The 26161-nt window shown below is 63.0% G+C and carries 21 protein-coding genes and 2 pseudogenes; 11 read left to right on the forward strand and 12 right to left on the reverse strand.

Features of this window, described 5'->3' with window-relative positions; translation table 11 throughout:
• Positions 1-242: 242 nt before the first annotated feature.
• The 7 genes from ACRAWC_RS09200 to ACRAWC_RS09230 all read right to left on the reverse strand — a co-directional run bounded on the left by ACRAWC_RS09200 (position 243) and on the right by ACRAWC_RS09230 (position 7529).
• The gene (locus ACRAWC_RS09200) at positions 243-926 is read right to left on the reverse strand and encodes a PIG-L deacetylase family protein (RefSeq protein ID WP_431347442.1); all 684 of its coding nucleotides are present in this window, start codon (positions 924-926) and stop codon (positions 243-245) included.
• 49 nt (positions 927-975) lie between these two features.
• Positions 976-1860, reverse strand: a complete 885-nt coding sequence (locus ACRAWC_RS09205) for a carbohydrate ABC transporter permease (RefSeq protein ID WP_431347443.1) — start codon at positions 1858-1860, stop codon at positions 976-978.
• Positions 1860-2819 carry a carbohydrate ABC transporter permease gene (locus tag ACRAWC_RS09210; RefSeq protein ID WP_431347444.1) on the reverse strand — a complete coding sequence of 320 codons (960 nt, stop codon included), beginning with the start codon at positions 2817-2819 and terminating at the stop codon, positions 1860-1862. The genes ACRAWC_RS09205 and ACRAWC_RS09210 overlap by 1 nt, the downstream gene beginning before the upstream one ends.
• A 54-nt stretch (positions 2820-2873) precedes the next feature.
• On the reverse strand, positions 2874-4178 hold the full coding sequence (locus tag ACRAWC_RS09215; RefSeq protein ID WP_431347445.1) for an extracellular solute-binding protein: 1305 nt from the start codon (positions 4176-4178) through the stop codon (positions 2874-2876).
• Between the two features lie 45 nt (positions 4179-4223).
• Positions 4224-5213 carry a GNAT family N-acetyltransferase gene (locus tag ACRAWC_RS09220; protein ID WP_431347446.1) on the reverse strand — a complete coding sequence of 330 codons (990 nt, stop codon included), beginning with the start codon at positions 5211-5213 and terminating at the stop codon, positions 4224-4226.
• A 163-nt stretch (positions 5214-5376) separates the two neighbouring features.
• Positions 5377-6564: an exo-beta-N-acetylmuramidase NamZ family protein gene (locus tag ACRAWC_RS09225; protein ID WP_431347447.1), complete on the reverse strand. Its 1188-nt coding sequence runs from the start codon at positions 6562-6564 to the stop codon at positions 5377-5379.
• 62 nt (positions 6565-6626) lie between these two features.
• A complete protein-coding gene (locus ACRAWC_RS09230) occupies positions 6627-7529 on the reverse strand; it encodes a MurR/RpiR family transcriptional regulator (protein ID WP_431347448.1) in 903 nt (300 codons plus the stop codon).
• A 126-nt stretch (positions 7530-7655) separates the two neighbouring features.
• Between ACRAWC_RS09230 and ACRAWC_RS09235 the strand changes: the two genes are divergently transcribed.
• Together ACRAWC_RS09235 and murQ are read left to right on the forward strand one after the other, a co-directional pair.
• Positions 7656-8579, forward strand: a complete 924-nt coding sequence (locus ACRAWC_RS09235; protein WP_431347449.1) for an N-acetylglucosamine kinase — start codon at positions 7656-7658, stop codon at positions 8577-8579.
• The gene (gene murQ / locus ACRAWC_RS09240; protein WP_431347450.1) at positions 8572-9516 is read left to right on the forward strand and encodes an N-acetylmuramic acid 6-phosphate etherase; all 945 of its coding nucleotides are present in this window, start codon (positions 8572-8574) and stop codon (positions 9514-9516) included. The genes ACRAWC_RS09235 and murQ overlap by 8 nt, the downstream gene beginning before the upstream one ends.
• 801 nt (positions 9517-10317) lie before the next feature.
• On the opposite strand, the gene ACRAWC_RS09245 is transcribed toward murQ, so the two are convergent.
• The 4 genes from ACRAWC_RS09245 to ACRAWC_RS09260 are packed head-to-tail and all read right to left on the reverse strand — an operon-like array spanning position 10318 to position 14645.
• Positions 10318-11448 carry a hypothetical protein gene (locus ACRAWC_RS09245; RefSeq protein WP_431347451.1) on the reverse strand — a complete coding sequence of 377 codons (1131 nt, stop codon included), beginning with the start codon at positions 11446-11448 and terminating at the stop codon, positions 10318-10320.
• A 30-nt stretch (positions 11449-11478) separates the two neighbouring features.
• Positions 11479-12363, reverse strand: a complete 885-nt coding sequence (locus ACRAWC_RS09250) for a carbohydrate ABC transporter permease (RefSeq protein ID WP_431347452.1) — start codon at positions 12361-12363, stop codon at positions 11479-11481.
• The gene (locus tag ACRAWC_RS09255; protein ID WP_431347453.1) at positions 12360-13316 is read right to left on the reverse strand and encodes a carbohydrate ABC transporter permease; all 957 of its coding nucleotides are present in this window, start codon (positions 13314-13316) and stop codon (positions 12360-12362) included. Before ACRAWC_RS09255 ends, ACRAWC_RS09250 begins: the two co-directional genes overlap by 4 nt.
• A gap of 33 nt (positions 13317-13349) precedes the next feature.
• On the reverse strand, positions 13350-14645 hold the full coding sequence (locus ACRAWC_RS09260) for an ABC transporter substrate-binding protein (RefSeq protein ID WP_431347454.1): 1296 nt from the start codon (positions 14643-14645) through the stop codon (positions 13350-13352).
• A 179-nt stretch (positions 14646-14824) separates the two neighbouring features.
• On the opposite strand from ACRAWC_RS09260, the gene ACRAWC_RS09265 reads away from it, so the two are divergent.
• The 3 genes from ACRAWC_RS09265 (at position 14825) to istB (ending at position 18535) form a co-directional block, all read left to right on the forward strand.
• Positions 14825-15901 carry a LacI family DNA-binding transcriptional regulator gene (locus tag ACRAWC_RS09265; protein ID WP_431347455.1) on the forward strand — a complete coding sequence of 359 codons (1077 nt, stop codon included), beginning with the start codon at positions 14825-14827 and terminating at the stop codon, positions 15899-15901.
• A gap of 634 nt (positions 15902-16535) precedes the next feature.
• Positions 16536-17756, forward strand: a complete 1221-nt coding sequence (gene istA, locus ACRAWC_RS09270) for an IS21 family transposase (protein WP_407792084.1) — start codon at positions 16536-16538, stop codon at positions 17754-17756.
• Complete coding sequence (gene istB, locus ACRAWC_RS09275) at positions 17753-18535, forward strand: IS21-like element helper ATPase IstB (RefSeq protein ID WP_407792078.1); 783 nt, start codon at positions 17753-17755, stop codon at positions 18533-18535. Before istA ends, istB begins: the two co-directional genes overlap by 4 nt.
• A gap of 40 nt (positions 18536-18575) precedes the next feature.
• Here the strand turns inward: istB and ACRAWC_RS09280 are convergent, their stop codons facing one another.
• Positions 18576-18704 carry a transposase gene (locus ACRAWC_RS09280; protein WP_431347456.1) on the reverse strand — a complete coding sequence of 43 codons (129 nt, stop codon included), beginning with the start codon at positions 18702-18704 and terminating at the stop codon, positions 18576-18578.
• Positions 18705-18941: 237 nt separating this feature from the next.
• Here ACRAWC_RS09280 and ACRAWC_RS09285 point away from each other — a divergent pair.
• The 6 genes and pseudogenes from ACRAWC_RS09285 to ACRAWC_RS09310 form a co-directional block, all read left to right on the forward strand.
• Positions 18942-19700 (forward strand): annotated as a pseudogene (locus tag ACRAWC_RS09285) (DDE-type integrase/transposase/recombinase); the annotation flags it as partial.
• Positions 19701-19936: 236 nt separating this feature from the next.
• Positions 19937-21013 carry an IS110 family transposase gene (locus ACRAWC_RS09290; RefSeq protein ID WP_431346400.1) on the forward strand — a complete coding sequence of 359 codons (1077 nt, stop codon included), beginning with the start codon at positions 19937-19939 and terminating at the stop codon, positions 21011-21013.
• A 16-nt stretch (positions 21014-21029) separates the two neighbouring features.
• A pseudogene (locus ACRAWC_RS09295) lies at positions 21030-21227 on the forward strand (integrase core domain-containing protein); the annotation flags it as partial.
• A gap of 464 nt (positions 21228-21691) precedes the next feature.
• On the forward strand, positions 21692-24364 hold the full coding sequence (locus tag ACRAWC_RS09300; protein WP_431347457.1) for an AAA family ATPase: 2673 nt from the start codon (positions 21692-21694) through the stop codon (positions 24362-24364).
• A gap of 806 nt (positions 24365-25170) precedes the next feature.
• Positions 25171-25611 (forward strand): hypothetical protein, encoded by a 441-nt coding sequence (locus tag ACRAWC_RS09305; RefSeq protein WP_431347458.1) that lies wholly within the window; start codon positions 25171-25173, stop codon positions 25609-25611.
• 16 nt (positions 25612-25627) lie between these two features.
• Positions 25628-25861, forward strand: a complete 234-nt coding sequence (locus tag ACRAWC_RS09310) for a hypothetical protein (protein ID WP_431347459.1) — start codon at positions 25628-25630, stop codon at positions 25859-25861.
• Positions 25862-26161 lie beyond the last annotated feature (300 nt).

The raw sequence follows: 26161 nt of genomic DNA on the forward strand, positions 1-26161 counted from the left end.
CACCCCCACATCGAGCATCTCTCGACCACCGGGCAATTCGGTGCGTGCGTCGGTGAGGGCTCCTGCCACAGAGCTGTCCCCCGCGGCGTCATCCGCTCGACGAGTCCGGCGGGCAGAAATACGCCGTAGCTCACCTGCCAGCACTCCAAACACGCAACAGTGTGCCCAGGCAGTGGTGGCCGCGCGAACTCAGACATCTTCCTCCAACTCAAGCCGGACTGAGCCATCTCGGGGAGTCAGGTTTACGGCCCGGCGAGCTCGAATTTGTCGCCGCCACGCTTGAAACCGCACGCGCGATCCACGCCCGCGAGGCAGCCCTTCGCCGACATCATCGCGGTGTAGTAATCGATGTAACGGAAGCCGTAGGTCTCTCCGCGGGCGAACGCCTGGCCTTGAATCGCGCTGGCCCAGCGTTGGAACGCCTCCTCCGGGATCGGGACGTATAGGTCAGGCACGAAGTCCTCTGCGTCTTCCCAGTTGTCAGCGTGGAGGAAGTTCTCGACACTGTGGCGGCCGAGTGGGCTGTCCACTGGGAGCGACGCCACGAAGCGTGCACGCTCGGCCAGGATCGCAGCTCGCTCATGATCACGGTGGATGGACTTTGTCCAGTGCGTGATGATGGTGTCCGGCTTCTCGGCACGGATGATGTCCGCGATCTGTTCGGCGGCCTCGTCGGTGTCGGGCAGGAAGCCGTCGGAGTAGTCGAGAACGCGGAACTCCGCTCCGATTCCGGCAGCGAACTCCTTGCCCTCTTGCACCTTCTGGACGCGATATTCGTCCGGATGAAGCCGGGGATGTCCGCGCTCGCCATACGTGCACGCCAGTATGATCGTGCGCGCGCCTTCCAATGCGAGCTTCGCTAGCGTCGGTCCGGCTGTGAGGTCCATGTCGCCGATGTGTCCGCCGATGGCCAGGACTGTCCTCATCAAATTCGCTCCGTTTCTGTTTCGGTGGCTCGTGATTCGAGCACGTTGTTTACTTCATTCCCGAGAGCACAACGCCACGGACGTAGTACTTCTGCAGGAAGAGGAAGAGGATCAGCACCGGAATGGTACTGATGACGATGCCGGCCATCACGATCGGCATCGTCCGGTTGGGGTCGATGAAGCTCTGCAGTAACTGGATGCCGACAGGGAGCGTCATCAGGTCGGGGTTCACCGAGGCCATGAGCGACGTCCAGATGTATTCGTTCCACTGGCCGACGAACGTAATGAGGCCGAGCGTGATCGCGACCGGCTTAGCTTGAGGGAGCACGATGCTGGCGAACAGCCTCCACTCCCCCGCGCCGTCAATTCGCGCGGCCTCGAGCATCTCGTTCGGAATACCGACCATGAACTGCCTCATGAGGAAGATTCCGAACCCGCTGACGAGGAAGGGGAGCATCAGCGAAACGATGTTTGTCGTCATGCCGCCGTCGCCACCCTGTCCGAAGATGTTGTTCCCTCCGGCCAACGGCCAGTTCAGCATGATGAGGAAGTCCGGGATGAGCAGCAGGAACGGCGGAAGCATCATCGTCGCCAGGATGAAGCGGAAGATCACATCCCGGCCGCGGAACCGCAGCTTGGCCAGCGCATAGCCCGCCATAGCTGAGGTGATCAGAACCGACGCCGTCACCGAGACCGTCACGATCACGCTGGTCATGAACAGTTTGCCCAACTGCAACTGCGAGAAGGCTGCTGCGTAGTTGTCCCAGGTGAACGCTTGCGGCAGGAAGTGGTAAGGCAGGATCCCGTATTCGCCTGAACCCTTGAACGAGCTCGACACCATGTCGAAGAAGGGAAGAGCCATCACGACACCGCCGACTGCGACGATGAAATAAGCGAGCCACGGGGTCCGGACTCGTTTGTTGCGCATGTGCATCAGTCGTCGTCTCCTGCTCGTCGGCTGATCCAGAGCTGGACCAGGGTGATGATGAAGACGATCACGAACAGCACCATCGCCATCGCACTCGCCGTGCCCCACGCGCCGAACTTGAACGCCTGCTGGTACATGTCAAACGCCGCCACATTGGTGGAATTCACCGGGCCCCCGTCCTTCGTCATCACGATGATCAGCGCGAACGACTGCAGCCCGGCGATGCACTGGGTGATGAACACGAACACCAGGGATGGCCGCAGCAACGGCAGCGTAATGCTCCAGAAGGTAGTCCAACTGTTCGCACCGTCGATCTCGGCCGCTTCATAAACGTTGCGGTCGATCGCCTTGATACCGGCCGTGAGAATGAGCACCGCCGCGCCGAGGGATGCCCATGCCTGTACCACGGCGACCGACGGCAGCGCGATCTTGGGATCGGAGAGGAAACCGATCGAGTTGATGTGCAGCGCGTTGAGCAGGCCGTTGACCAGGCCTGACGGCTGGTACATCATCTTCCAGACGTTCCCGACCGCAACCACTGTCGCGACCACGGGAAGGAAGTAAAGGAATCGCCAGAAGCCCTGGAAGCGGAGCCGTTCGATGCACTGGGCGACGAGGAGAGACGCCCCGACCGCGAGAATGACCGAAAGGCCGGCGAACACGAAGGTGTTGACCAGGATCGGCGACACGAATGTGCCGTTGAAGTTGAGGATGTCGGCGTAATTGTTTATGCCGATGAACTTGATCTTCGTGAGGTCGTATCCACCCCACTGCGACAGCGACAGGTAGATGGCGAAGAACGACGGCAGGATGAGGAAGATCAGGAAGAAGAGGAGCGACGGCGCCAGGAACAGGTACCCAGCCCGACCTTCGCGGCGGAACCGACGACTGTTCGCCGATGCGGTTCGCATCCCGCTGGTGCTGAGTTCTCGCGCCGTCGTGGCGGTCGCTAATGTGCCAGTCATGTGAGTCTCCACCGTGAGGGAGGAGTCTCTCCCTCCCTCACGGCTGTGGTTGGTTTACTTGCGGTTGATTTCCGTGACCAGCGAGTCGAGGGTCTGGCTGACCGGCGCGTGATTCACGAGGATCTGGTTGAGGGAGTTGTGCAACGATGTCTTCGCCTTGTAAGCGTTGGCGGCGTTGGACTCGGCCATCGCGTATGAGGCTGCGTCGTAGATCGGCTTGAGGTTGGGATCCTGCGCCTGGAGCTTCGGGCCGAGGATGGCCGCGTCGGCCTTCCTCGGCGGAATGAGCCCGTTCGTCGCGAGGAAGTTTCCCATCTCGGTGACTCCGTCCTTGTTCTTGTGCGCGTTGAACCACTGGAGGAACTCCCACGCCTGCTGCTTGTGCTTGCTGCCCGCGTTAACTCCTGTGAAGAAGGCGTACGCCAGGGAGCCCTGCTCGCCGGCCTTCGGTCCGGGAACAGGAGCGGTGCCGACGTTCGCGTACTGGTCCTTCATCTGGTCCTTCAGGCTGCCGATCCACCAGCTCGCCTGGATGGCCATCGCCACCTGATTGGCCGGGAAGGCCTTCGTCGGCATGATCGACGTGGTCGTCGCACCCTTGGCAGCCAGATCGGACTCCAGTTGCATAACCGACTTGGCCTTGCTGTCGAGAGCGGAGCTGCCGCCCGCCTTCAGAAACTTTCCGCCCGCGGCATTCAACAGGGAGAGGAACGGGTGGGCCGTCTGGTTGTCACCGTCCTGGATAAGCGAGAGCCCCTCGACTTGGTAGTTTCCTGATGCGTCCTTCTTTGTCGTCTTCTCGGCGATCTGCTCAAGCTGGGCCCAGTCGGCCGGCGGTGCGTTGAAGCCGGCGTCGGCCAGAATCTTCTTGTTGTAATAGAGAACGTAGGTGTTGAACTCGGTCGGGTAACCGAACACCTGTCCGTCACCACCCGTGACTGCTGCAGCTGCGGCCGGGCTGTAGTTCGACTTGATGTCGCTCGCGACGTTTGCTGGCGGCGTGTCCAGAACGCCGTTGGCTGCGAGTTGGCCGCCCCAGAGGGCGTAGGAGCTCAGAATATCCGCGCCATGGCCTCCGGTCTGGCGGACGTTGAGCGTCGTCAGCAAGTCATCGAAGGAGACTGTCTGCTGCTTCACCTGAATGTCAGGGTGCGATGAATTCCATGCGCTGATCAGGTTGCTGATCCCACTCTTCATCGGCTCGTCGCCGTAGTGGCTCAGGAAGGTCAGCGTCACCTTGCCATTGTCGTTGCCTCCGGATGCGCCACCGCTGCAGGCGCTCATCGCCAGGGCTGCTGCGGTGGCGATGGCGACGGCGCCTGCCACCCGGAGGCGTCGTCCGGTCAGTATTCTCTTCATTGCTTTCCTCTCAGTGGGGATGCTTCGCGAGTGTGTGTGCGGGGCTCAACTCAGACGGGCGAGCGGTGCGTGGAGGATCGCGAAGGTTCGGGTGATGCTGAAGCCGTTCTTGAGGTAGAGGTGTCCGGCCGGTGAGTCCTCGTCTGTCCACAGGAACCAAGCGCTGTGGGCGCCGAGGGCTCGCATGCGTTCGAGGGTCAAGTGGAGAAGAATTTCTCCCAGGCCCGTGCCGCGACTCTCGGGGAGGACGCCGAATGGTCCGAATCGCTCGAGCACGTTCTCGTAGGTGCCGTGCATCGCCCAGCCGAGCATGCGCCCACGCGGGTCGCGCACGGCGATGATCCGCTCCAGCGCCTGGCCGCCCAGGACACCCTCACGGATTCCGCGAGCCCAGTCGGGGTTGAACCGGCCGCCTGCGATCTCGATGAGTTCCGGGAGATCGTCGCCTGTCGGCGAGCCGAAGGTCCAGCCTTCCGCTTCGAGGGCAGCGATCCGCTCCCGCGTCCGCTCAGGGAAGCAGTAGTCGTTGAGCGTCCGGTCCATCGCGACAGACTCGTACTGGGTGGTGAAGCCGAGGCGCGCGAGCAGCCGCGCCGCCTCGGGGTAGCGTTCGGCATCCAGACCGGGAAGGAAGTAGTTGGGCGTGTAGGAGGAGAAGTATGCAGTGAGCGCGCCGTGGGATGAGAGCCAATCCTTGACGTCGCCGATAAGACGGCTCCCAATCCCGGAGCGACGGGCCTCGGGCACGACGAAGAAGAACGGGATCCAGCCCGCCTCGCTTTCGAGGTCTGCTCCATCTGCCGCGATTCGGCGGCGCACGGCATAGGCAGCTCCGACGATCTCTCCGGCGCGATCAGCGACAAAGAGGCCCTTCGCATCGAAGTTGCGGTCGAGCAGGAACATGTCCCGGAACCGGTCGTACGTGATGCCATCAGTGGGCGCGGAGCGCGTCCACGCCTCCGCGATTAGCGGACCGTCGCCAGCGCGAAAGGAACGGATAGTCACGGTCGACACGGTCTCAGTGGTCTGCAGCATCGCTCTCCTCGGTCACTTCACTGTGGGTTATAGCGGGCATCGGCACTGCCTATGTACGGGACAGCGTCGGCCAGTGGGATAGAAATTACCTTCACTACCGAGGTCACGTCAAGCATTTTCAGCCATTCGCATGACGTCGGTAATGATTTTCAGCTTTTGGGCGTCACTGTCGCGAATAAAGGAGCGTTTCCGGCCCGTAAACAGCATCGACTGACACAGAAGACTCGGACAAGGCCCCCACAGATCCACCTGCATGGCGTGTCAGCCTGAGTTGGTCGGAGCCCCAGAGCAGGTCGATAGCGTGACGCCCGTCGGGCCCGTCGACTCGCTCCCCGGGAGGAAGAAACCAGAATTCCTCCGGATAGAGTTCAGCAAGCGCGTCGAGGATCGCCAAACCGGTTTCCACGGGCCTGTACACGCGGCGGTTGACGACGTGAAGCTGAGCCCCACGAATCACTTCGCCCGCGTACTTGTGGAACGTGGGTGTGAACCAGACCTCGCGGAATAGCACGCCGGGGATATCCGCCTCGCGCAGACGAGTCGTGAGCCGGCCATCGATCCAGGGTGCGCCGAAAATCTCGAACGGCTTCGTCGTGCCTCTGCCCTCGCTGACGTTCGTCCCCTCGAGCAGGCCAGTGCCGCAGAAGGCAAATGCGGTATCGAGCGTCGGCATGTTCGGCGATGGCGGGACCCATGGGAGGCCCGTCGCGCCGAAGTCGGACGTGGGGTCCCATCCGTCTACTCCGATGACTTCCAGTTCGACCGAGAGTCCGCGCGCGGCCAGGTCGCGGGACACAAAAAGTCTGGCGAGCTCTCCTGCCGTCATCCCGTGCCGCTGATGGATATCACTCCGTCCGACGAAGCTCTCGAATCCCGCAGTGTCGAGGCCGGGGCCTTCTAGCACTGACCCGCCGAGCGGATTGGGACGATCGAGAACCACGAACCGCACACCGGTGCGCGCCGCGCTCTCGAGCGCGTCGTACATCGACCAGATGTATGTGTAGAAGCGAACGCCGAGGTCCTGCATGTCGAAAACGATGGTCTCGACACCAGACTCCCGCACGATGTCGTCCAGCGCGCCACCGGACTTCAGGTAGGTCTCAACAACAGGAAGGTCGGTCCGCGCATCGTATCCTTCGAGCTCGGTCTCACCCGCTTGTACCGACCCATTCAAGCCGTGCTCGGGGCCGAAGAGAACCGTGACAGGGGCGCCCGCCGCCACGAGAGCGTCCGCTGTCCTGCTCAGATCGGGAAGTGTTCCTGTGAAGTTCGTCAGCAGGCCGATCGGGGCGGATCCCAGGAGCCCTGGGTTCTCAGCGGCGAGTTCGGCGCCGGTGCGGGTGCGGGTCATGAAAATTTGTTCCTCCCTGTCGGGCCGCTCGACCCGCGCACAACAGCACAGGGCCGCGGCAATCAGTTGTCGTCGCGAAGGTCCTTGACGATCTCGTACGTGCTCTTGAGCGCCTGGACGGTGAGGTCGTAGCGGCCCCGCGCGACTCCGACGAAGAGATAATCGACGATCGTGAGCTGTGCGATCCGGCTAGCCATCGCGCCAGAGCGGAAGATCGTCTCGCGCACCGCCGTCCGGAGAACAGCATCGGCCAGCTCGGCCAGCGGCGAGTCGGGGATGTTGGTGATCGCAACTGTGTGCGCCCCCTTCGTGCCCGCGGCATTCAGGAAAGCGATCGTCTCTCGCGTGCGCCCGCTGTGCGAGAACCCGACGGCCACATCCCCCGGCCCTAAAAGGGCAGCGGAGACGAGGGCATCGTGGGCGTCATGGAAAGCAAGGGCCACGTGTCCGATCCGAAGCAGCTTCTGGGCAAGGTCCTGCGCGCCGCCATTACTAGCTCCCACTCCGAAGAGCACCACTCGCTTGGCGCGCTCGAGGCGACGGATGACACGCTGGAGGGTCTCGATGCTGAGGTTGTCAGCGGTCTCACGGATGCCCATGATCTCGCTGCTGGCGATCTTTGCCACCATCTCCTGCAGGGTGTCCGACGGGCTGATGTCGGCACCGTAGGTCCCGTCGGTAGCCCCGAACTCCGCCGACTCTTTCGCAAGCTCAGCGGCCAGCTGCAGCTTGAGCTGGGGGTATCCGCTGACTCCGAGGGCGCGACAGAACCGCACAATCGTGGCCTCAGACGTGTTGCACGCACGCGCCAGCTCGCTGATGGTGTTCTCGACCACGATCTGCGGCCGCTCCAGGATCACGTCCGCAACGCGCTTCATGGTGGGAGGAAGGGAGACGGCATGCGATTGGATGCTTGTCTGAATGCTCACGGAGAGAACACTAGTGAGGCTTTCGGCAAGTGCCATCTGGTCTCCCTCCTCACAGTGATCGCCGGTTCACACTATTGATTTCGCTCCGTCTTTGTCAATCATTTACCGTGTTGAGGCTGATGCTGTAAATTGTTGCTATTCTCATCAGGAGGAACAGTGCGAGTGGACGAAGTCGTACCGGTAACGAAGCGCGTGGTCGCGATCGACCTTGGCAAAACGACCTGCCGTCTACGCCTCGATGACCGACTCGAACTGGGGCCCGGGTTCCCCGGGCTCGCCTCCTCTGATGGCGCCGACCGCGCGGTCGCTTCAATCGCACCGCTTCTCGACCGGTTGTGTCGCGCTTCTCCTGTGACGGACAGCCCGGTCTTGACCTGTATTGGTGTCGGGGCTGCCGGCGCTGAATCTGAACCATCGGCGGCTCTGCAACTCGCGCGGATGCTGCGCGAGCGTTGGCACGCGCCTACAGTCGTTGGCTCCGACGTGCTGACGGCCCACGTGGGAGCGTTCGACGGTGACGCTGGAACCGTGCTGATCATGGGAACGGGCTCAGTAGCTCTTCATGTGGATCCGGACGGCACTCGCGCACGCGCCGACGGCTGGGGTCCCTGGCTGGGCGATGACGGTAGCGGGCGCTGGATCGGACAACAGGGTTTGTCAGGCGCCCTCCGCGCCGAGGACGGTCGAGGCGAGCGCACCACCCTCACGCACGACGCCGCCCGTTTAGCAGGTGGCCTGGACAAGCTGCCCTCATTCGTGGGGACAGCCGACTCCGCGAGCCGGCTCGCCTCGTTTGCGCCGGTTGTCCTCGCTCACGCAGCCGATGGGGATGCGCTCGCGACACACATCATCGATGACGCCGCCGAACTCCTTGCTGCGACCGTCGCCGCCACCACTCCAGCGCTGGGCGCGGTGGCTGTCGTGGGCGGCCTCGCGGATCACCCCTATTTTCGCGCGCGGATCGACGCCGCTTTCGCCGGCCGCGGACTCACGCGGCGACCTGCGATCGGAACAGCTCTCGACGGGGCAGCCCTCCTCGCCGTCCGAAATGATTTGCCACACGAAAGGTATGCCATCCGTGCTTAGCCTCCCCGACCCCGGCTCTGACGCGCGCGCTGCTCTGCGCGCTGAACTCGAGACGCTCACGACCGAGGTCGCGACCGATGCACTCCGCGATCTCGACACATACCCCACCGCCGAAATCGCCGCCATCATGAATGAGCACGATCGGGACGTGCCGGTGGCTGTCGCTGCTGCGCTTCCCCGGATCACAGCAGCTATCGACGACATTTCTGCGTCGATGCGCCGGGGCGGCCGGTTGATCTACGTAGGCGCTGGCACGCCGGGCCGATTAGGCATCCTGGACGCCAGCGAATGCCCACCCACGTTCAACACCGATCCCTCGCTCGTGGTCGGTCTCATCGCCGGCGGAGACATCGCCATCCGTACCGCGGTCGAAGAGGTCGAGGACGATCCTCACGCGGGCGAGGCGGACATGAATTCGATGGATCTCGGGCCAAATGATTCCGTTGTTGGTATTTCGGCCTCAGGACGGACGCCTTATGTCGTTGGTGCACTGCAGTACGCACGATCGTGCGGCGCGCTTACCGTCGCAGTGGCGTGCAATTCAGACTCCGCGATCGGGAAGATCGCCGATCATGCCATCGAGGTCATCGTCGGCCCTGAGATTATCGCGGGGTCGACCCGGCTCAAGGCTGGCACTGCTCAGAAGCTGGTGCTCAACATGATCTCTACGATCACCATGATTCGTCTCGGGAAGACATATGGCAACATCATGGTTGATTTACGCGCCACCAACAGCAAGCTCCGCGCTCGCGCCGAACGCGCAGTGATGCGTGTCACGGGCCGGGCCCCTGCCGAGTCAACCCGCGCGCTCGACGCCGCGGGCGGGTCGGTCAAGCTCGCTATCCTCATGATCGAACGCGGTTTCGATGCTCAAGAGGCCAGCGAGAAGCTTGCCGAGGCAATGGACCTACGTTCTGCGCTCGACGCTTCGCGTTAGGCGCCGAGTGCGCCTACTGTCGGCCGAGTCAGGTCAATTCACCCCTAATTGAGGAGTCGGGGCGAACTCGGATCGTTGAGGATTCTCGTAGTGGCCCCGGTGCGGGAGGAGCGTTTCGCGGTGCAGAACCAACAAGAAGCGCCCGGCCATCGGCCGGGTGATTCGCCCGCCGTTCAATGGCCCGCAGGGCCGAGGCGGAGAGTGTTGATGTCATGCAGTCTTCCTCCCAAGTGGAAGACCCGACTGTCAACAACCTCCGTCAGTTTTATATGCGACGCCGACCACCGATATGGCGACGTGCATCTCCAGAGCGCCCTGCTTGGGGGCGCTGGGCATCACCCGATCGTCATGCGGGAGATGCGATCGCCGACACCCTGAAGTCGGGATGATAGGACTCACGCCGTCCGCGGCTCACGGCCACCACGTCGTGGCCGGCCCTGACCAGCCGAGGGACGAGATAGCTTCCGACGTGGCAGGTGGCGCCGATGGCTGCTACGCGCATGGCATCCAGACTCTCATGGTTGCGGGTCCGCGGGGTGCCCTTGCACCCCGCCTGCGCCAGATTCGGCCAGGTGGGGTCCGCGACAACCCGACTGCGCCCGAGAAAGAGAGCAACCTCAACAGGGTGAGACCCACAGGCGGCCCGCCTCACAGCAGGGCCCTCAAGGTCAATTGGGCTCGCCGGGCTGCCGAGCTTGCACCGTCTGCACGATGACGGTCGCCGCAACTGCGGCGACCGTCTCAGCGAAACGCATGGCACACGTGCCGTGTCGCCTGTCACAGTCGCCCGGTGCTCTGACGCTAAGACCTAAGGCCGACCGGCGTGAAGGCCGGGTCGCGCTTGAGAGATCGACCCGGCACTTGCCTTGCCACCTCGGGGCATCGCAGTAGTTTTGAGTACATCTGCTCTTCACCGTAAAAGCCGCTGTTGTACAGCAGTCGGGTGGCGTCAGGCGTAACGATCAGGTGCTGCCGCCAGAGATTGACGCCCTCACCTGCTGCGATCGCATCAGCAGGGATCTGCTCGATCCATTCGAACGGTTCCGGCGCCAGCTCCCAGCCCTCGACCGGAGAGTCGGCGTCGGAGAAGGCGAGACCACCAAGGGAAGGTGCGGGCTCCTCGCTTGTCAGCTCTCCGTCCCGCCGGGGCGGGGTCGGTGACGCATTGAGCACGGCCACCCATCGGTGCCCCGCCGCCAACGGCTTCATTGCGGGATGGCTTCCGTCGAGCAGTTGGAAGCCCCCGAGATAGCCCGATGCCCAGTGGCCTTCCGTATCGCTCGGGTTCAGCATTACCCCGTGAGCGACCGTTCGACCGCCTGGCTTCTGGGTAACGACCCCAATGGCATTTCCGTAGGGCGAGTGGGCCCACGGCTGCGGCTGCAACGGATAGCCCATGTAGTAATAGATGAATTCACCCGTCTCTTCGAGCCAATATCCGCTGACGGCGTCGACATGGTTTTCATCGAATGCCCCGGGAGCACCGCGGCTGATCAGCTCCTCGGGTTCGAGCGTCCAGGGGCCAGCCAAGGACGTAGACCAAGCCCTCTGGACGCGCTTCTCGCGCGAGTTTCCGGTGAAGCTGACGGTTACGAGCCAATAGCGGCCGTCGACGAAGCTGGCCTGGTTGGGTTCGTGCGCGTCTGAGACGATGAATGGCTTGTGCGTGCCGCCGCCCGCGGGAAGAAGCTCGGGGTTGGTGAAATCCAGTGGGGTGGGGGTAGCCCACGTTCCCGGTGCCGCGGATGGGTCGTGGGAGATGGAAGTTCCGTGTCCGGGCCTGTCGTAGAAAAGCACCATCCGCCACGCGCTGAGCTCCGAGTCCCAGACAACGCAGGGATCGCCGACGACATGAGCGCCGTAGCCCTCCGCGTTGCGGGCGAGGACAAGTCCTGTGCGTTTCCATTGAGTCTGCGCGGTGATTTCGGTCATGGGTGTCCTTTAAGTTGGTGGTTGGTCGGTTCAGCCACGCACGGCTCCGGCCGTGGTGCCGGCCATGAGCTTGTCCTGATAGCGCAGGAAGATCAGTAGCAACGGGAGCGTGATCACCAGCGCGCCGGCCAGCAGAATCTCGTAGTGCACGATGTACCCGTCGGCACCCGTGCTCAGCGCCGGAAGCAACACCATGACGGGTTGGTAGTCCGGGTCGCTGACCATGATTCGCGGCCACAGGTACTCGCTCCACTTGGCGACGAAAGTGAGCACGGCGATCGCGCCGAGCACGGGCGTCGACATCGGAAGAGCCACCTGCCAGAAGGTCCGCCAGTGCCCCGCTCCGTCAACGCGGGCGGCCTCGAGCACCTCCCCGGGAATCCCTGCCATGAATTGGCGGGCCATAAACATCCCCAAGACGCTCGCCGTGCCTGGGAGGATTTGCACCTGGTAGGAGTTGAGCCAATCGATCTGCGCGAAGAAGAGGTACAGGCTGGGAATGTTGACCTCAGCTGGCACCAGCATCGAGGCGATCAGAATGGCGAACAGGACGCCCCTGCCCCGGAACTTGTAGCGCGCGAATGCGTAGCCCGCCATCGCACAAAGCAACACGGTCAGAGCGGTGAAAGGAATCGCGACGATGACACTGTTGAACAGCGCGCGCCACATCTGAGCCCCTGTCGCGCCGGTGAAGAGAGCGATGAAGTTGGCGAACGTCGGAGACTGAGGCAGGCCGCCGGGGTTGCTGGTGAGCTCCCCTGGACTTTTGAAACCGCCGAACGCCATCACGGCGAACGGGTAGACGGCGAGGATCGCAAACCCGACCAGCACGATATTGACGGCTCCCCGGGCTCCTAGCCAGCGGGAACTCCGGGAAGGGCGGCGGCCGGTCGAGGGGCGTGTGATCGTGGTCATCGGTTGTCCTCGCGGAAGAGTCGGAACTGAATGATCGAGAAGATCCCGATCGCGATGAACATCAGCCAACCGACGGCGGCGGCCAGGCCGAATTGTCCACTCGTAATGTTCAGGACCACCTGGTTCATGATCGGCGCGGCCGATGGTGGGGCTCCCGCTGGTGAGGAGGCGTTGCCAAGCAACAGGTTCGGTTCGGTGAACAACTGAAGGGAGGAGATCGTGTCGATAACGACGGCGAAGAGGAAGATCGGGCGCATCATCGGCACGATGATGTACCGGATCCGCGTCCAGGTGCCTGCACCGTCCAGTTCCGCTGCCTCGAGCAGCTCATCGGGGACGCTTGTGAGCCCGGACAAGAAGATGACGAAGTACCAGCCGATCCCTCGCCAGATCAGCAACAACACCACGCCCCACTTGCCCGCGGTAGGATCGCTGATCCAGTTGATGTTGATGCCGAAAACGGAGTTGAGCACCCCCTCGCTGCTGAGAATGACACGCCACACGATTGCGGCCGCCACGGGAGCCATCACCTGTGGCACGAAAAGGAGCGGCTTGTATGCCCGAGGCCATGCGGACAGGCGAGATCGGACCAGCAGCGCGAGGAGAAACGCTCCTCCGATCAGCGGAACCACCGGCACCAGCCAGTAGAAGAGGGTATTCGAGACGCTCTGCCAGAAATCCGGTGACTGGAACAGGGAAGCGTAGTTGTCGATACCGGCCCAGCTGGCCTGTCCGTACCCGCGGTACTTGAAGAAGCTCAGCGCAATCGAGAATGCAGACGGAACAGCGAAGAAGATCAGGAATGACAGGAGGAACGGGGCGATGAACAGATAGGGGACCCAGCCCTCCAGCAGCCGACGGCGTGGACGGCGTGTCCGGCTTCTAGTTCGCGGGGTCTCCGCGGGGAGAGCGGCCGGGGTAGTCCGGTCGCTCTCCCGCAGATGGGCGGTCATATCAGATCCCTCGGTAGAGAATGGAGCAGGCAATCACTTGCCGTACGGGCAGCCGACTTGCGAGGCCAGCTGCTGCTGCGCCGTCGCGAGAGCAGCTTCCGGGCTGGCATCAGACGAGCTCAGGTAGTTGGCGAGCTGGGCACTCAGGACCATGGTCTCCTTATTCGCTGCCGGGTCGAAGGCGAAAAGCTTGTACGTCTTCGAGGAGTCGACGAATGCCTTGATCAGACTGGGGCCGAAGTACGCGTTGTTCTGGACCTTGGGGTCATTGAGCAGGTCGGTCACGTTGGGGATGTAGCCGGTCTGGGTCTTCATGAACTCAGCGGTACCCTTGCTGGTCATCAGCGTGCTCCCAAGGAACTTTGCCGCGGCCTGCTTGTGCTTGCTGGCGTCGGTGATGACGAACAGCGAACCCCCGGCTTCGCTTCCGCCCTTGGCGCCGCCGATCTCGGGCCACGTAGTCACGCCCCACTTCCCGGCCAGATCCGGCGCGTACTGCTGAAGGAAGACAGGGAGCCAGCTTGCGCCGAGGCTGGACGCGATCGAGCCATTGGCCAGTCCTGCCTGCCATTCCGGCGTGAAGTCATCGTGCGTCGTGTCGACCACGCCGGAGGAGCGAAGGGCCTTCAAAGCGGTGAAGGCCTCGGCGGTGCCCTTATCGGTGCCAACGGCGATCCCGCACTTTGGCGATTTAGTGGAGTACTTCGCACCATTACCGGACACGATCATCCCCCACTGATACTGCTGCGGGTTCGGAGCAACATTCCAGATGAAGCTGGACGGGAACGCGGCCTGCAGTTTCTTCCCGGCGGCGATGAAGTCGTCCTGCGTCTTGACCGAGGCGACGTCGATGCCGGCCTTCTGGAACATGTCAGTGCGGTAGAACCAGAGCTTCTCCTTCACCTCATACGGGAAGGCGAGCACCTTGCCGTTGTACTTCATCAGCGTCTTGGCGGAGTCGGTCACATTCCCGACATAGGGCTTCGCGAGTTCGGTCAGGTCCGCCAGGACGCCCGACTCAGCGAACTCAGGAAGCTCGGAATAGTTCAGTTCGACGATGTCGGGAATGTTCTTCCCGCTGGAGAGCTGGAGTCGCAGTTTGGCCACGGCATCAGAGTCGTTGGCGCCGGCCGACTCCACCTTCAGGCTCTGGCCCTTAGCGTCGGCGGGGAAAGCCGCCTTATAGGCGGCAAACTGGTTCTGCGCATTCTTGACATCACCCCACGTCTGCAGGGTGATCGGTCCGGACGCGTCCTCAGATCCGCCAGATCCGGAGCACGCAACCAGGCCAACGCTGGCCAGAGCGGTGACGGTGACCAGCGCGGCCAAGCGAGCCAGGCGGGGACGAGGCGAAAATTCTCGTGTCACAGGAAACCTCTTCTTCGGGTTCGTTGCGGAACGCAAATCGAATTGCGTTGTGGTTACAATATGAACTAGTTTCGGAGTTGTCAACACGAGGGTCATATCGATTTGCGAAAATGCAAATGTCGCGAGGACGAGAGGTACGAATGTCGCAGCCCGAGCGGCGCATCACCGTGGCGGACGTGGCGGCCCACGCCGGCGTGAGCCCGGCCACCGTGTCTCAGGTCCTTGGCGGCTCCCGGCCCGTTTCCGCCGCGACCCGAGAGCGGGTGCAGCAGTCAATTGACGAGCTGAACTTCCGCCCCAATCAGCTCGCCCGAGCCCTCCGACAGCAGAGATCGCACACTGTTGGCATCGTGGTCCCGAACATCACCCACGTTCTGTACCCCATGGTCGCTCGAGGTGTCAGCGAAATCCTGCGCCCCTTGGGCTACCAAGTAGCCCTCTACGACACCGATCACCAGGACGACATCGAGCAGCGCGTGCTCGCAACGCTCGTGGACCGGCACGTCGACGGCGCCATAATCTTCGGTCACGAACTGACTCCAGCCAAAGCAGCAATTCTGTCCGATGCGGGCGTCCAGTTCGTCGAAGGCGGCCTGGACGGCCCTCCTGAACACGACTGGGACACCGTCCGAGTGGACCAGCGGGCCGCGATCCGCCAAATCACCTCAGAAGTCTGGCAACGCCGCGGCGGCAGAATCGCCTACATCGGCGGCCCCGACAACGAAGGATCCTCCTACCCTCGACGTGACGGATTCCTCGATGCGATCAGAGCCCTAAACGTTCCAGGATCCGACTGGTCTCTCACCCAGACCACATACACCTGGCAGGGCGGCCGCGAGGCAATGGCCGAGCTCCTCGCGTCCGGGCCTGTTCCAACATCAGTCGTTTGCGCGAACGACATGATCGCAATCGGCGCCATGGATACGCTCCGCCGCGCCGGGCTGCGAATACCCGACGACGTCGCTGTCACCGGATACGACAACATCGACGCGGCAGAAATGGCGATCCCCCGCTCTCCACAATTGAAGCATTCGCCCACGAACAAGGACGGGCATGTGCCCGGCTGCTTTTGCAACGGATGGACGGCGGGTACAGCGGAGAGCCCCGCCACACCGCCATCGACCCAGAGATCGTCCGTCGCCAATCCGCCTGAGACTCGCCCGCGCGGGTGGGCCATGACGGCTCGGGCGATCATCGCCTGTGGTTCTCCGCGCTAACGCCAACTAGGTAGTGAAGGCCCTGCTGCGCCGAGCGGCCTGCTCGGGTCTTTGCTCCGCTGCATCATCCGAGCAGAGGACCAGCCGCCGCAGGTCTCAGTCAGTTGCACACTTAGGCGTTGACGCGGGATCCCGAGCAACGCAGCTTTTGATCGCAAGCCGCAGCTCTTCCTCCTCCGGTCGCGTGGCGCGGTCCGGAGGATGCGAACCCTGGCAGAACCGGGACCCATCCCATTTGCCTGGGGCTGTCCTGTCCACGTCGCGCGAAGGCGACGTACCGGCGAAAAGGAACAAGGGCGCGGGAGAAGAATCCAAAAGAACGAGGAACAGGAGCGACTGATCTTCCCCCGGTTCCTCGGACAGTTTGATGTGTCGTTTCAGGCAGCCAGGGTGACTGTCGTCGGGACGATTTTCTCGTAGTCCGCCGGGGAGTGGGACGCAACCGGACCAGCTCCGCCTGCTCATCCGCATCCAGCACCGGGACCACTCCGGCGGCTTTCTCCGCCTGCGCTTTGACGAAGTCGTCCTCCGCCACCCATCTCGAGAGCGCACTGTTTGTCGGCGCTCGTTAGGAATTGAGCAGAAACGCTCGTGAGGAATTGAGCACCTGATCCAGATTGGACGGGTGATCACCTTGGAGCATTGGGCCTTGATTCGGCGGCTGCACTTGGCAGAGGGAGTGCCGAAGGCGCAGATCGCCAGACAGCTCGGGCTGTCGCGGAACACGGTGGCGAGGGCGTTGGCCTCGCCAGCGCCGCCGACCTATCAGCAGCCGCCGAGACCGTCGGCGTTCGACGAGCTCGAGCCGCGGGTCCGGTCGCTGCTGGCCGAGTTCCCGACGATGCCGGCGACGGTGATCGCCGAACGAGTCGGTTGGGCAGGGTCGCCGTCGTGGTTCCGGAAACGGGTCGCCCTGCTGCGGCCGGAGTATTCACCGAAGGACCCAGCCGACCGGCTGGACTACTCCCCGGGCGACCAGGTCCAGTGCGATCTCTGGTTCCCGCCAGCGCGGATTCCGACTGGGACCGGCCAATGGGCGTCCTTCCCGGTGCTGGTGATGGTCGCCTCGTATTCACGGTTCATCACCGCCCGGATGCTACCCACCCGCAAGACACCGGACCTGCTGGCCGGCATGTGGTCGCTGCTGAGTGGGCAGCTGGGCGCCGTTCCCCGACGACTGATCTGGGATAACGAGGCCGGCATTGGCCGCCGCAACCATCTCGCGGAGGGCGTCACCGGGTTCTGCGGGACGCTGGCCACTCGGATTGTTCAGCTCAAGCCCTTCGATCCGGAGTCCAAGGGCATCGTCGAACGAGCGAACCAGTTCCTGGAGACCTCGTTCATGCCTGGCCGCCAGTTCGAGCACCCCGACGACTTCAACGCCCAGCTGGCGACCTGGCTGACCAGAGCGAATCAACGAACGGTCCGATCGCTCCAGACCCGGCCGACTCAGCTGATCGAGCTGGACCGGAGGTCGATGCTGGCGTTGCCGCCGTTGGACCCGCAGGCCGGGTTCCGCAACCGGATCCGGGTCGGCCGGGACTACTACACGCCCGTGCTCGGCAATGACTACTCCGTCGACCCGGCGGCGATCGATCGGATGGTCGATGTCAGCGCCGACTTGGAGCGGGTCCAAGCGCGTCTCGCCGGTCGGCTGGTCGCCGACCATCCCCGCAGCTGGGGACGCGCCGGACGGATCACCGACCCCGAACACGTCAGCAGCGCCGGCCGGCTGCGGGTCGCGTTCCAGCAACCGTGGCCGAAGACGATCGAGGATGCCGGGATCCTGCGGGATCTGGCCGACTACGACGCCTTCTTCGGCATCACCCTCGACCAGGAAGAGCACACCGCATGACTAGCACCGCGATCAAGCAGATCGACCATCTCGCCCGGGCGCTGAAGGCGCCGCGCATCCAGGAGCACGCTGCCCGGCTGGCCGAGCAGGCCCGCGACGCCGGGTGGTCCCACGAGGAATACTTAGCTGCCGTCCTGGATCGGGAGGTTTCGGCCCGGGACTCCTCCGGATCGGATCTGCGGATCCGGGCGGCCGGGTTCCCCGCCCGCAAGACGATCGAGGACTACGTGTTCGATCACCAACCCGCGCTGAAGCGCGACACGATCTTGCACCTGGCCGGCGGGGCTTTTCTCGCGGGCGGGCAGAACGTCGTCCTGATCGGTCCGCCCGGGACTGGCAAGACACACCTGGCGATCGCGCTCGGGATCAGAGCCGCCCACCTGGGTCACCGGGTTCTGTTCGGCACCGCAACCGAATGGGTAACCCGCCTGCAAGCCGCCCACACGGTTGGCAAGCTCGGCGCTGAGCTGGCCAAGCTGCGCCGTTACGGGCTGATCATCGTCGACGAGGTCGGCTACATCCCGATCGAGCAGGACGCCGCGAACTTGTTCTTCCAACTCGTCTCATCCCGTTACGAACACGCGTCGTTGATCCTGACCAGCAACATGCCCTTCGCCCGCTGGGGCGACGTCTTCTCCGACCAAGTCGTCGCCGCGGCCATGATCGACCGCATCGTCCACCACGCCGAAGTCGTCACACTGAAGGGCTCCAGCTATCGACTCCGAAACACCGAGATCGAGACGCTACCCTCCGTCCGCGCCGAAAACGCGGCAAACTAACCACACAACGAAGTGCTCAATTCCTCACGAGCGAAAGTGCTCAATTCCTGACGAGCGCTGACATGTTCGAGACGCCGAGCTCGCGGGCGACCTGCGAAAGCGGTCGGTCGCTGATCCGGACTAACTCGATCGCACGAACACGGAACTCCCTTGGGAAACGTCTAGCCATAAAGACCAACCTCCCGAACCAATAAGGCCGATGCTAAGTGACCGAAGAAACGGGGGAACACCAAGGAGAGAGAAGGAAAGCAGAAGCAGGAGACAGAGAAGGAAAGAGCGAATGCACGTAGGCACTCTTCGAGATGTGCGCTGTTATGTCTCAGGACATAGGTGACGATTCTGCCTCAGGACATCGGTGACACTTCGGTGCTGTTTGGTGGTGACACTTCTCCTCGATCTTTGAGGCATGAGCCGTGTCGAACCCGTTGATCACCGTGTCCGTCTCGCGATCACCCAGTGGCCACCGGATGCTCCGAGAGGGTCGGTGACCACGTTCTGCGCCGAACACGGCATCTCCCGAAAGACGTTCTACGAGATCCGGAAACGGGCCATCGAAGACGGCCCCGCCGCCGCGCTGGAGCCCCGATCGAGGCGCCCGCGAGCCCGCCCCAGCAAGATCACTGAGGAGATCAATCGGCAGGCCATCCAGGTGAGGGCGGCGCTGGAACAGTCGGGCCTGGACCACGGTCCGATCAGCGTCCACGACCGGATGCGGCTCCTTCGAATCACCCCGGTTCCTGCGGTGTCGTCCTTGGCGCGGATCTTCCGCGATGCCGGCGTCGCTCGGCTCGAGCCGCGGAAACGACCACGGGCCTCCTACCGCCGGTTCGTCTATCCCGCACCGAACGCGTGCTGGCAGATCGACGCCACCGAATACGTCCTCACCGAGGGACGCAAGTGCGTCATCTTCCAGCTCATCGACGACCACTCCCGCCTCGCCGTCGCCTCCCACGTCGCCTTGACCGAGAGCTCCGAAGCTGCGATCACCGTCGTCGCCAAAGCCATCCGACTCCACGGTGTTCCCCAGCGGCTGCTGTCGGATAACGGCATGGCCCTCAACCCGTCCCGGCGCGGGTTCGCCGGCCAGCTGACCACGTACCTGGCTTCGTTCGGTGTCGAGGCGATCACCGGCAAACCGTTCAAACCGACCACCCAGGGCAAGAATTGTGAAGACTTGTCATGGTGCTGCGACGGTCTCGGTCTGACTCAGGCCAAGAACTGACCATGGTGTCCTTCGTTCGATTTGTCGACCGGGGCCGGCGCAGTATCCAGGAGCGCGCCGGCCGACCGGATCTGACCTGATAGGAGCTTGGACTAGAAGCCCCATCACAGTTCTGTCGACCCGCCCGACCGGCTCGCCCCGTCCGTTCAACCAGCGCGCACGGAAGGAGCACCTCCAGCATGACAATTGAATTGACCGATGTCACGGTCATCGGCGGAGTCGACACTCACAAGCACACCCACTACGCCGCCGCCATCGATGATCATGGTCGGCTGCTCGGCCACCACGAGTTCCCCGCCACCGGACCCGGCTACGACGCTCTTCGGTCCTGGATGCGCAGCTACGGCAGCCTCGCCTCTATCGGGGTGGAAAGCACCGGCTCGTTCGGCGCCGCGCTCGCCCGCGAGCTGACGAGAAGCGGTGAACACGTCATCGAAGTGAACCGGCCCAACCGGATCGCAAGGCGGATGGACGGCAAGTCCGATCGCCTGGACGCCGAGCAGATCGCCCGCGCAGTGCTCGGCGAGACCTCCACCGCTGTTCCCAAGAGCAAGTCCGGCGCGATCGAGGTGATCCGCACCCTGCGGGTCGCGCGCTCTGGCGCGGTCAAGGCACGCACCCAGGCCTTCAACGCCCTGTTCGGCGTGATGATCGGCGCGCCCTCGCAGCTGCGCGACGAGCTCGTCGATCTGACCAAGCGCACACTGGTGAACCGATGCCTCCACCTACGACCTGAGACAGAGAATCTTCTCTCGCTGTTGTCGGATCCTGCTCGTCTGCACCTGGCCGGCACGAAGCTCGCCCTCCGCGACCTCGCACGACGCTGGAAGACCCTGGACGACGAGGCCAAACGGCTCAGCACACAGATCGCGGACCTCGTCAACCAGACCGCTCCCGACCTCGTCGCCTTACACGGAGTCGGCGTCGAAGTCGCCGCCCAGTTCTTAGTCACCGCCGGCGACAACGCCAACCGCATCAAGAACGAGGCAGCCTTCGCCAAGCTCTGCGGCGTCGCCCCACAACCCGCCTCCAGCGGCCGAACCACCGGACGACACCGGCTCTCCCGCAGCGGAGACCGCGCCGCGAACAGCGCCCTCTACATCGTCGCGATCGTCCGAATGCGCCGACACGAACCCACGCTCGCCTACGTCGAACGCCGCAGCGCCGAGGGTCGCACCAAACGCGAAATCATCCGCTGCCTGAAGCGATACATCGCTCGAGAGATCTACGCCAACCTGCCCCAAATCGGCACTTGACGAACATAGGAGCATCGAGCGCTTCCACCAGACCCTGTTCCGCTACCTCGACAAGCAGCCCATCGCCGCCACCCTTGCCCAGCTGCAGGAGCAGGTCGATGCGTTCGACATCATCTACAACACCCAACGACCCCACCAAGCCCTGCCCGGACGGATCACTCCGCAGCAGGCCTGGCAGGCCACCCCGAAAGCCGAATCGCCCAGGCCGCCTGCGCACGACTCCCGACTTGGCCGCCGTGACGACGGCGTTCGCGTCAAGCTCGTCGACCTCGGCGGCAGCGTCGAGTTCCACGGCATCCGATTCGGCATCGGCCGCGACTACAGCAAGAAACGCATCGCGATCATGGACACCGGCCCCACCGTCATGTTCTTCGACCTCGACGGCACCCTCATCATCGAACAACCCTGGCCCTCACCCGGCGTCAAATACGTCAGCAACGGCCGACCCCGCGGCCGCCGCCCCGCCCCCAAGCCAGACGAACCGTCACCGATGTCCTGAGACACCAACCGCTTCCGATGTCCTGAGACAGTTCCGCTTCCGATGTCCTGAGACATCACACTTCGAGATGTGCGCGCGCGATGCGCGCCGAAATGCACGGGCAACCGGAAGTTCTAAGTGTGAGAGGTGGAGTGGCGCGGTGGAAGCGCGGACAGGCGGCCCAGGGGGCCAAGCAGGCCGTGCACTACGCCTTCGGCGGGGTCTGCGACGCCACCCTGACCGCCAAGACCACCGACGGCGCGATGGCGGCGGCCGGCTATGCGGATGCGGTAATGACCCGGTACATCGTCGAGAACGGCGCCATCCGCGACGACCTCCTCACCCGTTCCCAGCTGAAGGATTGGGTCGACGGTATCGACCCGCTCACCAGTGAGCGCCGCGGCCGGGATTTGGAGTCGCCCGTCGCAGACCTGATTCTGGATGCGACCATCAACGCCCCGAAGTCGTTCTCGATCGCGGCGGTGCTGGACCCGGAACTGGCTGCCGCGTACGAGGATCTGCAGGACCGGTTGCGAGATCGGATCATCAAGCTGTGGCAGACCGAACTCAACGCCCGCCGCGGCAAGCAAGGTGCCATCCGCGAAGACCTGGCTCGCATCGAGATCGTCGAACTCCGCCACGAGCGGTCCCGCTCGCTAGACCCGCACAAGCACCGCCACCTCTGGCTGAACGTTAAAGTCCAAGGGCTCGACGGGAAGTGGTCCAACGTCGACACTCGCGTCGCTCTGCGGTTCCAGAACGTCGTGAACGCTGAAGGTGATCTTGCCTCCAGGACCGACCCAGCCTGGATCGCCGCGCTGGCTGCCAAGGGCTTCACGCTGAACTCGGACGGTGAGATCGCGGAGCTGCAGCATCTCGTGCGGCCGCTGTCGAAGCGCTCTGCGCAGATCGAAGCCAACAAGGCAGCCCACCTGCGCGAATGGAAGGAACAGCACCCCGGTGAGGAGCCCTCCGCCACCGTCCTGACCCAGATCGATCAGTGGGCGTGGGCGGCTGGCCGGCCAAACAAGCCGAGCCAGCTAAAAGAGGAGGATTGGGCGTCCATCGTGATGGCCGAACTACTACACGTCGACCCGGAATTCGGGCAGCCACGCAATGCGAAAGTTGCACGGTCGATCGCCATCGAGGACCTCGACATCGAGCTCCTCGCGTCAAAGGCGATCGTCGACGCCGATGCCCGGTCGACTCGCACGGGAGGCAGGTTCAGCGACATGGACGTTCTGGCCGGCGCGATTCGAGCGATCGCAAGTTCCGGCGTCGTCGCCGATAGGCAACGCCTGGCTGAAATCGCTGACGGAGTCGCCTCCTTCGCCACCCGCACCTACAGCGTGAGCCTGCTTAGTGAGGCGAACATCCCGGCGCACATCAAGCGACGAATGGCCACTTCAACGGCGACTTTGAAAGCCTCCCTCGCATATAGGATCGAACGAATCTCTGCTCCCGGCGCAGCACTGAACACCCTCGAGGTGAAGGCAGTCGGACAAGCAATAGAACCGGAACGTTCGCTAGATAGAGGTCAACTCGCTGGCGCCGCGGCAATCGCCGGCACCTCGAGAAGCGTCGCGGTGTCGGGCGCTGCCGGAACGGGCAAGACAACGATGCTGAAAGTCGCTGGCGCAGCGCTTCGTCTACGTGGCCGCAACATGATCATCGTCGCGCCAACAAAGAAGGCGTCGGCCGTGGCTGGCCGTGAAACACGGAGCGCATCTTCGTCGCTGCATCAACTACTCCACGACTATGGCTGGCGTTGGGGCACGAATAGGGCGGGGGGAACTGATTGGCGGTGCCTCCAGATCGGAGAAGTCGATCACGACACCGGGCACGCGTACGACGGTCCTCGGATTACGATCCATCCCGGGGATCGGATCGTCGTAGACGAGGCCGGAATGCTCGATCTCGAGGCAGCTAATGCCCTCGTCGAGGTGCTAGAACGAACTCAGGCGACGGTGGCACTAGTCGGCGACCAACGTCAGGCGCTGCCTGTGGGGCACTCCGGCGCGATGGCTCTCTTCTGGGCCCACTCGGCGGACCAGGTCGAGCTCATGGACATCCACCGATTCAAGGATCCCGCTTGGGCAGACTTGACGTTGAGGTTGCGCGATCCGCAAGGTCGCGCAGCGTCCGAGCGCGTCGCCGACGATCTCGTGGACACTGGGCATGTCGTCCTTGCAAATAATGATGCCGAGGCCCGAATCGGAATGGTCTCAGCCTGGTTCGATGCGGAGGAGCAGCGAAAGTCGATAGCGCTCGTCGTCGCGACGCACGCTGAAGCGCTGGCAATCAGTGAGGATATCCAGAGTCGGAGAATCCATGCCGGCGAGATCGACACCAGTGAATCCACCTCGGGTCAATGTGGTCAGCCCATCTTCGTGGGCGACATCGTTCAGACCCGACGAAACGATCGCGGGTCAGATGTCCAGAATCGTCAGCATTGGGTAGTCAAGCAAATCACGGCAGGACATGTGATTCTCGCCTCCTCGTCGGACTCGACCGACCTCAAGAGGGTCACCCACGAATACGCCAACGCTCACATGCACCTGGGTTATGCATCAACGGTCTACGCAGTCCAGGGCGAGACCACCGATCGCGCGCTCGTCGGACCCGGTGTAGACGCCGCAGGACTCTACGTTGGGCTTACACGGGGCAAGGAGGAGAACGACATCGTTCTCGTTGCACCGACCGAAGCTTCAGCGAGAACGCAACTCGTCGAAATGATGCAGCGGCAGTCAATCGAAGAGACCCTTGATGCGTCGCGAGCTGCCGCACGAGTTGAATTCAATCGCGCGGCCCAGAACCAGACGGGGCCATCAACCATGGCGCATCCGGACAGAACTGCGATCCTCGACCGATGACGGGGACTATCGCTTAGCCAGTCCAGCAGTCCGAGCCTGCCGGCCGCGCTCGTTGATGCCGTCTAGCGCGCCGTCCTGCGCCCGAAACCGAAGTAGCGCAACGCCAAGCGCGTCAGCTCGATCGCGGGCCTTCTGGGAATACGCCTCCCGGCGTAAACAGCAGAGGGGACCGCCCGTCTCCGGCTGAGGTTGCGGCTGCACGTTCAACAAGGTCGACATCAAGGTTGCCCCGTCGGTTTTCGACCCAACCGAGGAAGTGCGAGCTGTACAGATCACAGACATCTCGTGCTTGGCCTGAAGCCGTCACCGAATCGAGTGCGCCAAGATGGATCATCCATTGTCGACACAACTCAATCGCTTCACCGTCCGAAACACCAAGTGGTCTCGGTAACGGAGGTTCTTGCGCTCCCATGTAACTAGTGTCCAACAGTCCACCGAAGCTCCACTACGGTCCGAGCAGACTGACCCGCGCAGATGACGGAACGAGCGAGCGGACATTAGGCTGGCCGCGGCAGAAAGTCGTCTCGGAGAAAGTACTAGCGACCATGTCGTGCAGCAGGGGAAGCGCAGATCCCAAGACGGCAACGCGGTATCGACTATTTTCCGATTCTGCTGGTCGCTGCCAGAACCCCGAATGTCTACGACTACTTTTTGTCGATCTCCCGGTTGCGGGGGACGTACATTTCGGAGAAATTGCGCACATTATCGCCGCCAGCGCTGGAGGACCGCGCGGAGACGGAACGGTTGAAGCCGAAGACCTAGGCGCGTGGAGCAACCTCGTTCTGTTGTGCGCGAGCTGCCACACAATGATCGACAGGGCAGAAGAAGACTTCCCTGAGGACCTCCTCCAGTCGTGGAAGACATCTCATCTCGAGAAGATCGAAGCGGCTCTTGGTGTTAATTCGTTCCCCTCACGAGAAGCAGCACGGGCGGCCATCGAACCAATGCTCATCCAGAACTGGAAGATCTTCGAAACTAGAGGACCACACAACGACTACCAGTTTGATCCGGAGAGCGAGCAGGCTCGAATGTGGCAACGAGACATGACGGAGACCGTGATACCCAATCTCCGCGCAGTACTGCGAGTGCTTGATGCCAACCGTGACTTTCTCACGCTGGATGAAAAGCAGACGCTCGAAGAGTTCCGCCTACACGTTCGCGATATGGAAGGCCGTCACGTAAAGCACGAACCAGGGCTAGTAACCCAGCGCTACCCATCAGGAATGGAAGACATCCTTGCCTCCTAGCCAATACGAATGGTTGATGCCGACCTTCACCGATCTCGATTTTGTCGCTGACATCGAACTGGATGATGCCTCGGTCCTTGTTCATCGCCTGGGGCGCCCTCCAGTGAGACTTGTCCTGACCAGCGCCGACCCGACTACTGATGCGGAGATCACCGCCGCACACGATATCCACAATGACGGAAGTTTGTCATTAGCGTCCCGCGGGATGGTCGCATCCTCGGAAGCGCGTTCAATCGCTGCTCCGAACTAGGTTTGGGCATCGGCCACGTCGGCGACGCCATGCGGGCAATCCGTGACGAAGACGATCCTTCAAAGCACGTGAGCCGTGAATACGCATTCGTCTCGCGCGGACTAAATCAACACAGCGCTATTGCAAAAGTCGTCAGGCTCGACGACAAGCGTCTCAGAATTGAGCGGAGAAGCCTTCCCGCCTTGGTAGCTTTCATTGCGCCTGAATACCAGCCGACAGCGGATTCGGTTCGGAACGCAGTAGCCCGCTACGACGCTTTCGACGTCTTCGTTGCGACTAACCCCAATAGCGACCCAACTC

Source organism: Leifsonia sp. L25, from assembly GCF_050632895.1.

Coding starts and splice junctions, on each gene's coding strand:
- ACRAWC_RS09290 (WP_431346400.1), top strand. CDS start 19,937: ATGACAATTGAATTGACCGATGTCACGGTCATCGGCGGAGTCGACACT.
- ACRAWC_RS09220 (WP_431347446.1), bottom strand. CDS start 5,213: ATGCTGCAGACCACTGAGACCGTGTCGACCGTGACTATCCGTTCCTTT.
- ACRAWC_RS09215 (WP_431347445.1), bottom strand. CDS start 4,178: ATGAAGAGAATACTGACCGGACGACGCCTCCGGGTGGCAGGCGCCGTC.
- ACRAWC_RS09250 (WP_431347452.1), bottom strand. CDS start 12,363: ATGACCACGATCACACGCCCCTCGACCGGCCGCCGCCCTTCCCGGAGT.
- ACRAWC_RS09265 (WP_431347455.1), top strand. CDS start 14,825: ATGTCGCAGCCCGAGCGGCGCATCACCGTGGCGGACGTGGCGGCCCAC.
- ACRAWC_RS09210 (WP_431347444.1), bottom strand. CDS start 2,819: ATGACTGGCACATTAGCGACCGCCACGACGGCGCGAGAACTCAGCACC.
- ACRAWC_RS09280 (WP_431347456.1), bottom strand. CDS start 18,704: ATGGCTAGACGTTTCCCAAGGGAGTTCCGTGTTCGTGCGATCGAGTTA.
- ACRAWC_RS09230 (WP_431347448.1), bottom strand. CDS start 7,529: ATGGCACTTGCCGAAAGCCTCACTAGTGTTCTCTCCGTGAGCATTCAG.
- ACRAWC_RS09245 (WP_431347451.1), bottom strand. CDS start 11,448: ATGACCGAAATCACCGCGCAGACTCAATGGAAACGCACAGGACTTGTC.
- ACRAWC_RS09200 (WP_431347442.1), bottom strand. CDS start 926: ATGAGGACAGTCCTGGCCATCGGCGGACACATCGGCGACATGGACCTC.
- ACRAWC_RS09205 (WP_431347443.1), bottom strand. CDS start 1,860: ATGCACATGCGCAACAAACGAGTCCGGACCCCGTGGCTCGCTTATTTC.
- istB (WP_407792078.1), top strand. CDS start 17,753: ATGACTAGCACCGCGATCAAGCAGATCGACCATCTCGCCCGGGCGCTG.
- ACRAWC_RS09255 (WP_431347453.1), bottom strand. CDS start 13,316: ATGACCGCCCATCTGCGGGAGAGCGACCGGACTACCCCGGCCGCTCTC.
- ACRAWC_RS09225 (WP_431347447.1), bottom strand. CDS start 6,564: ATGACCCGCACCCGCACCGGCGCCGAACTCGCCGCTGAGAACCCAGGG.
- ACRAWC_RS09310 (WP_431347459.1), top strand. CDS start 25,628: ATGCCGACCTTCACCGATCTCGATTTTGTCGCTGACATCGAACTGGAT.
- ACRAWC_RS09305 (WP_431347458.1), top strand. CDS start 25,171: ATGATCGACAGGGCAGAAGAAGACTTCCCTGAGGACCTCCTCCAGTCG.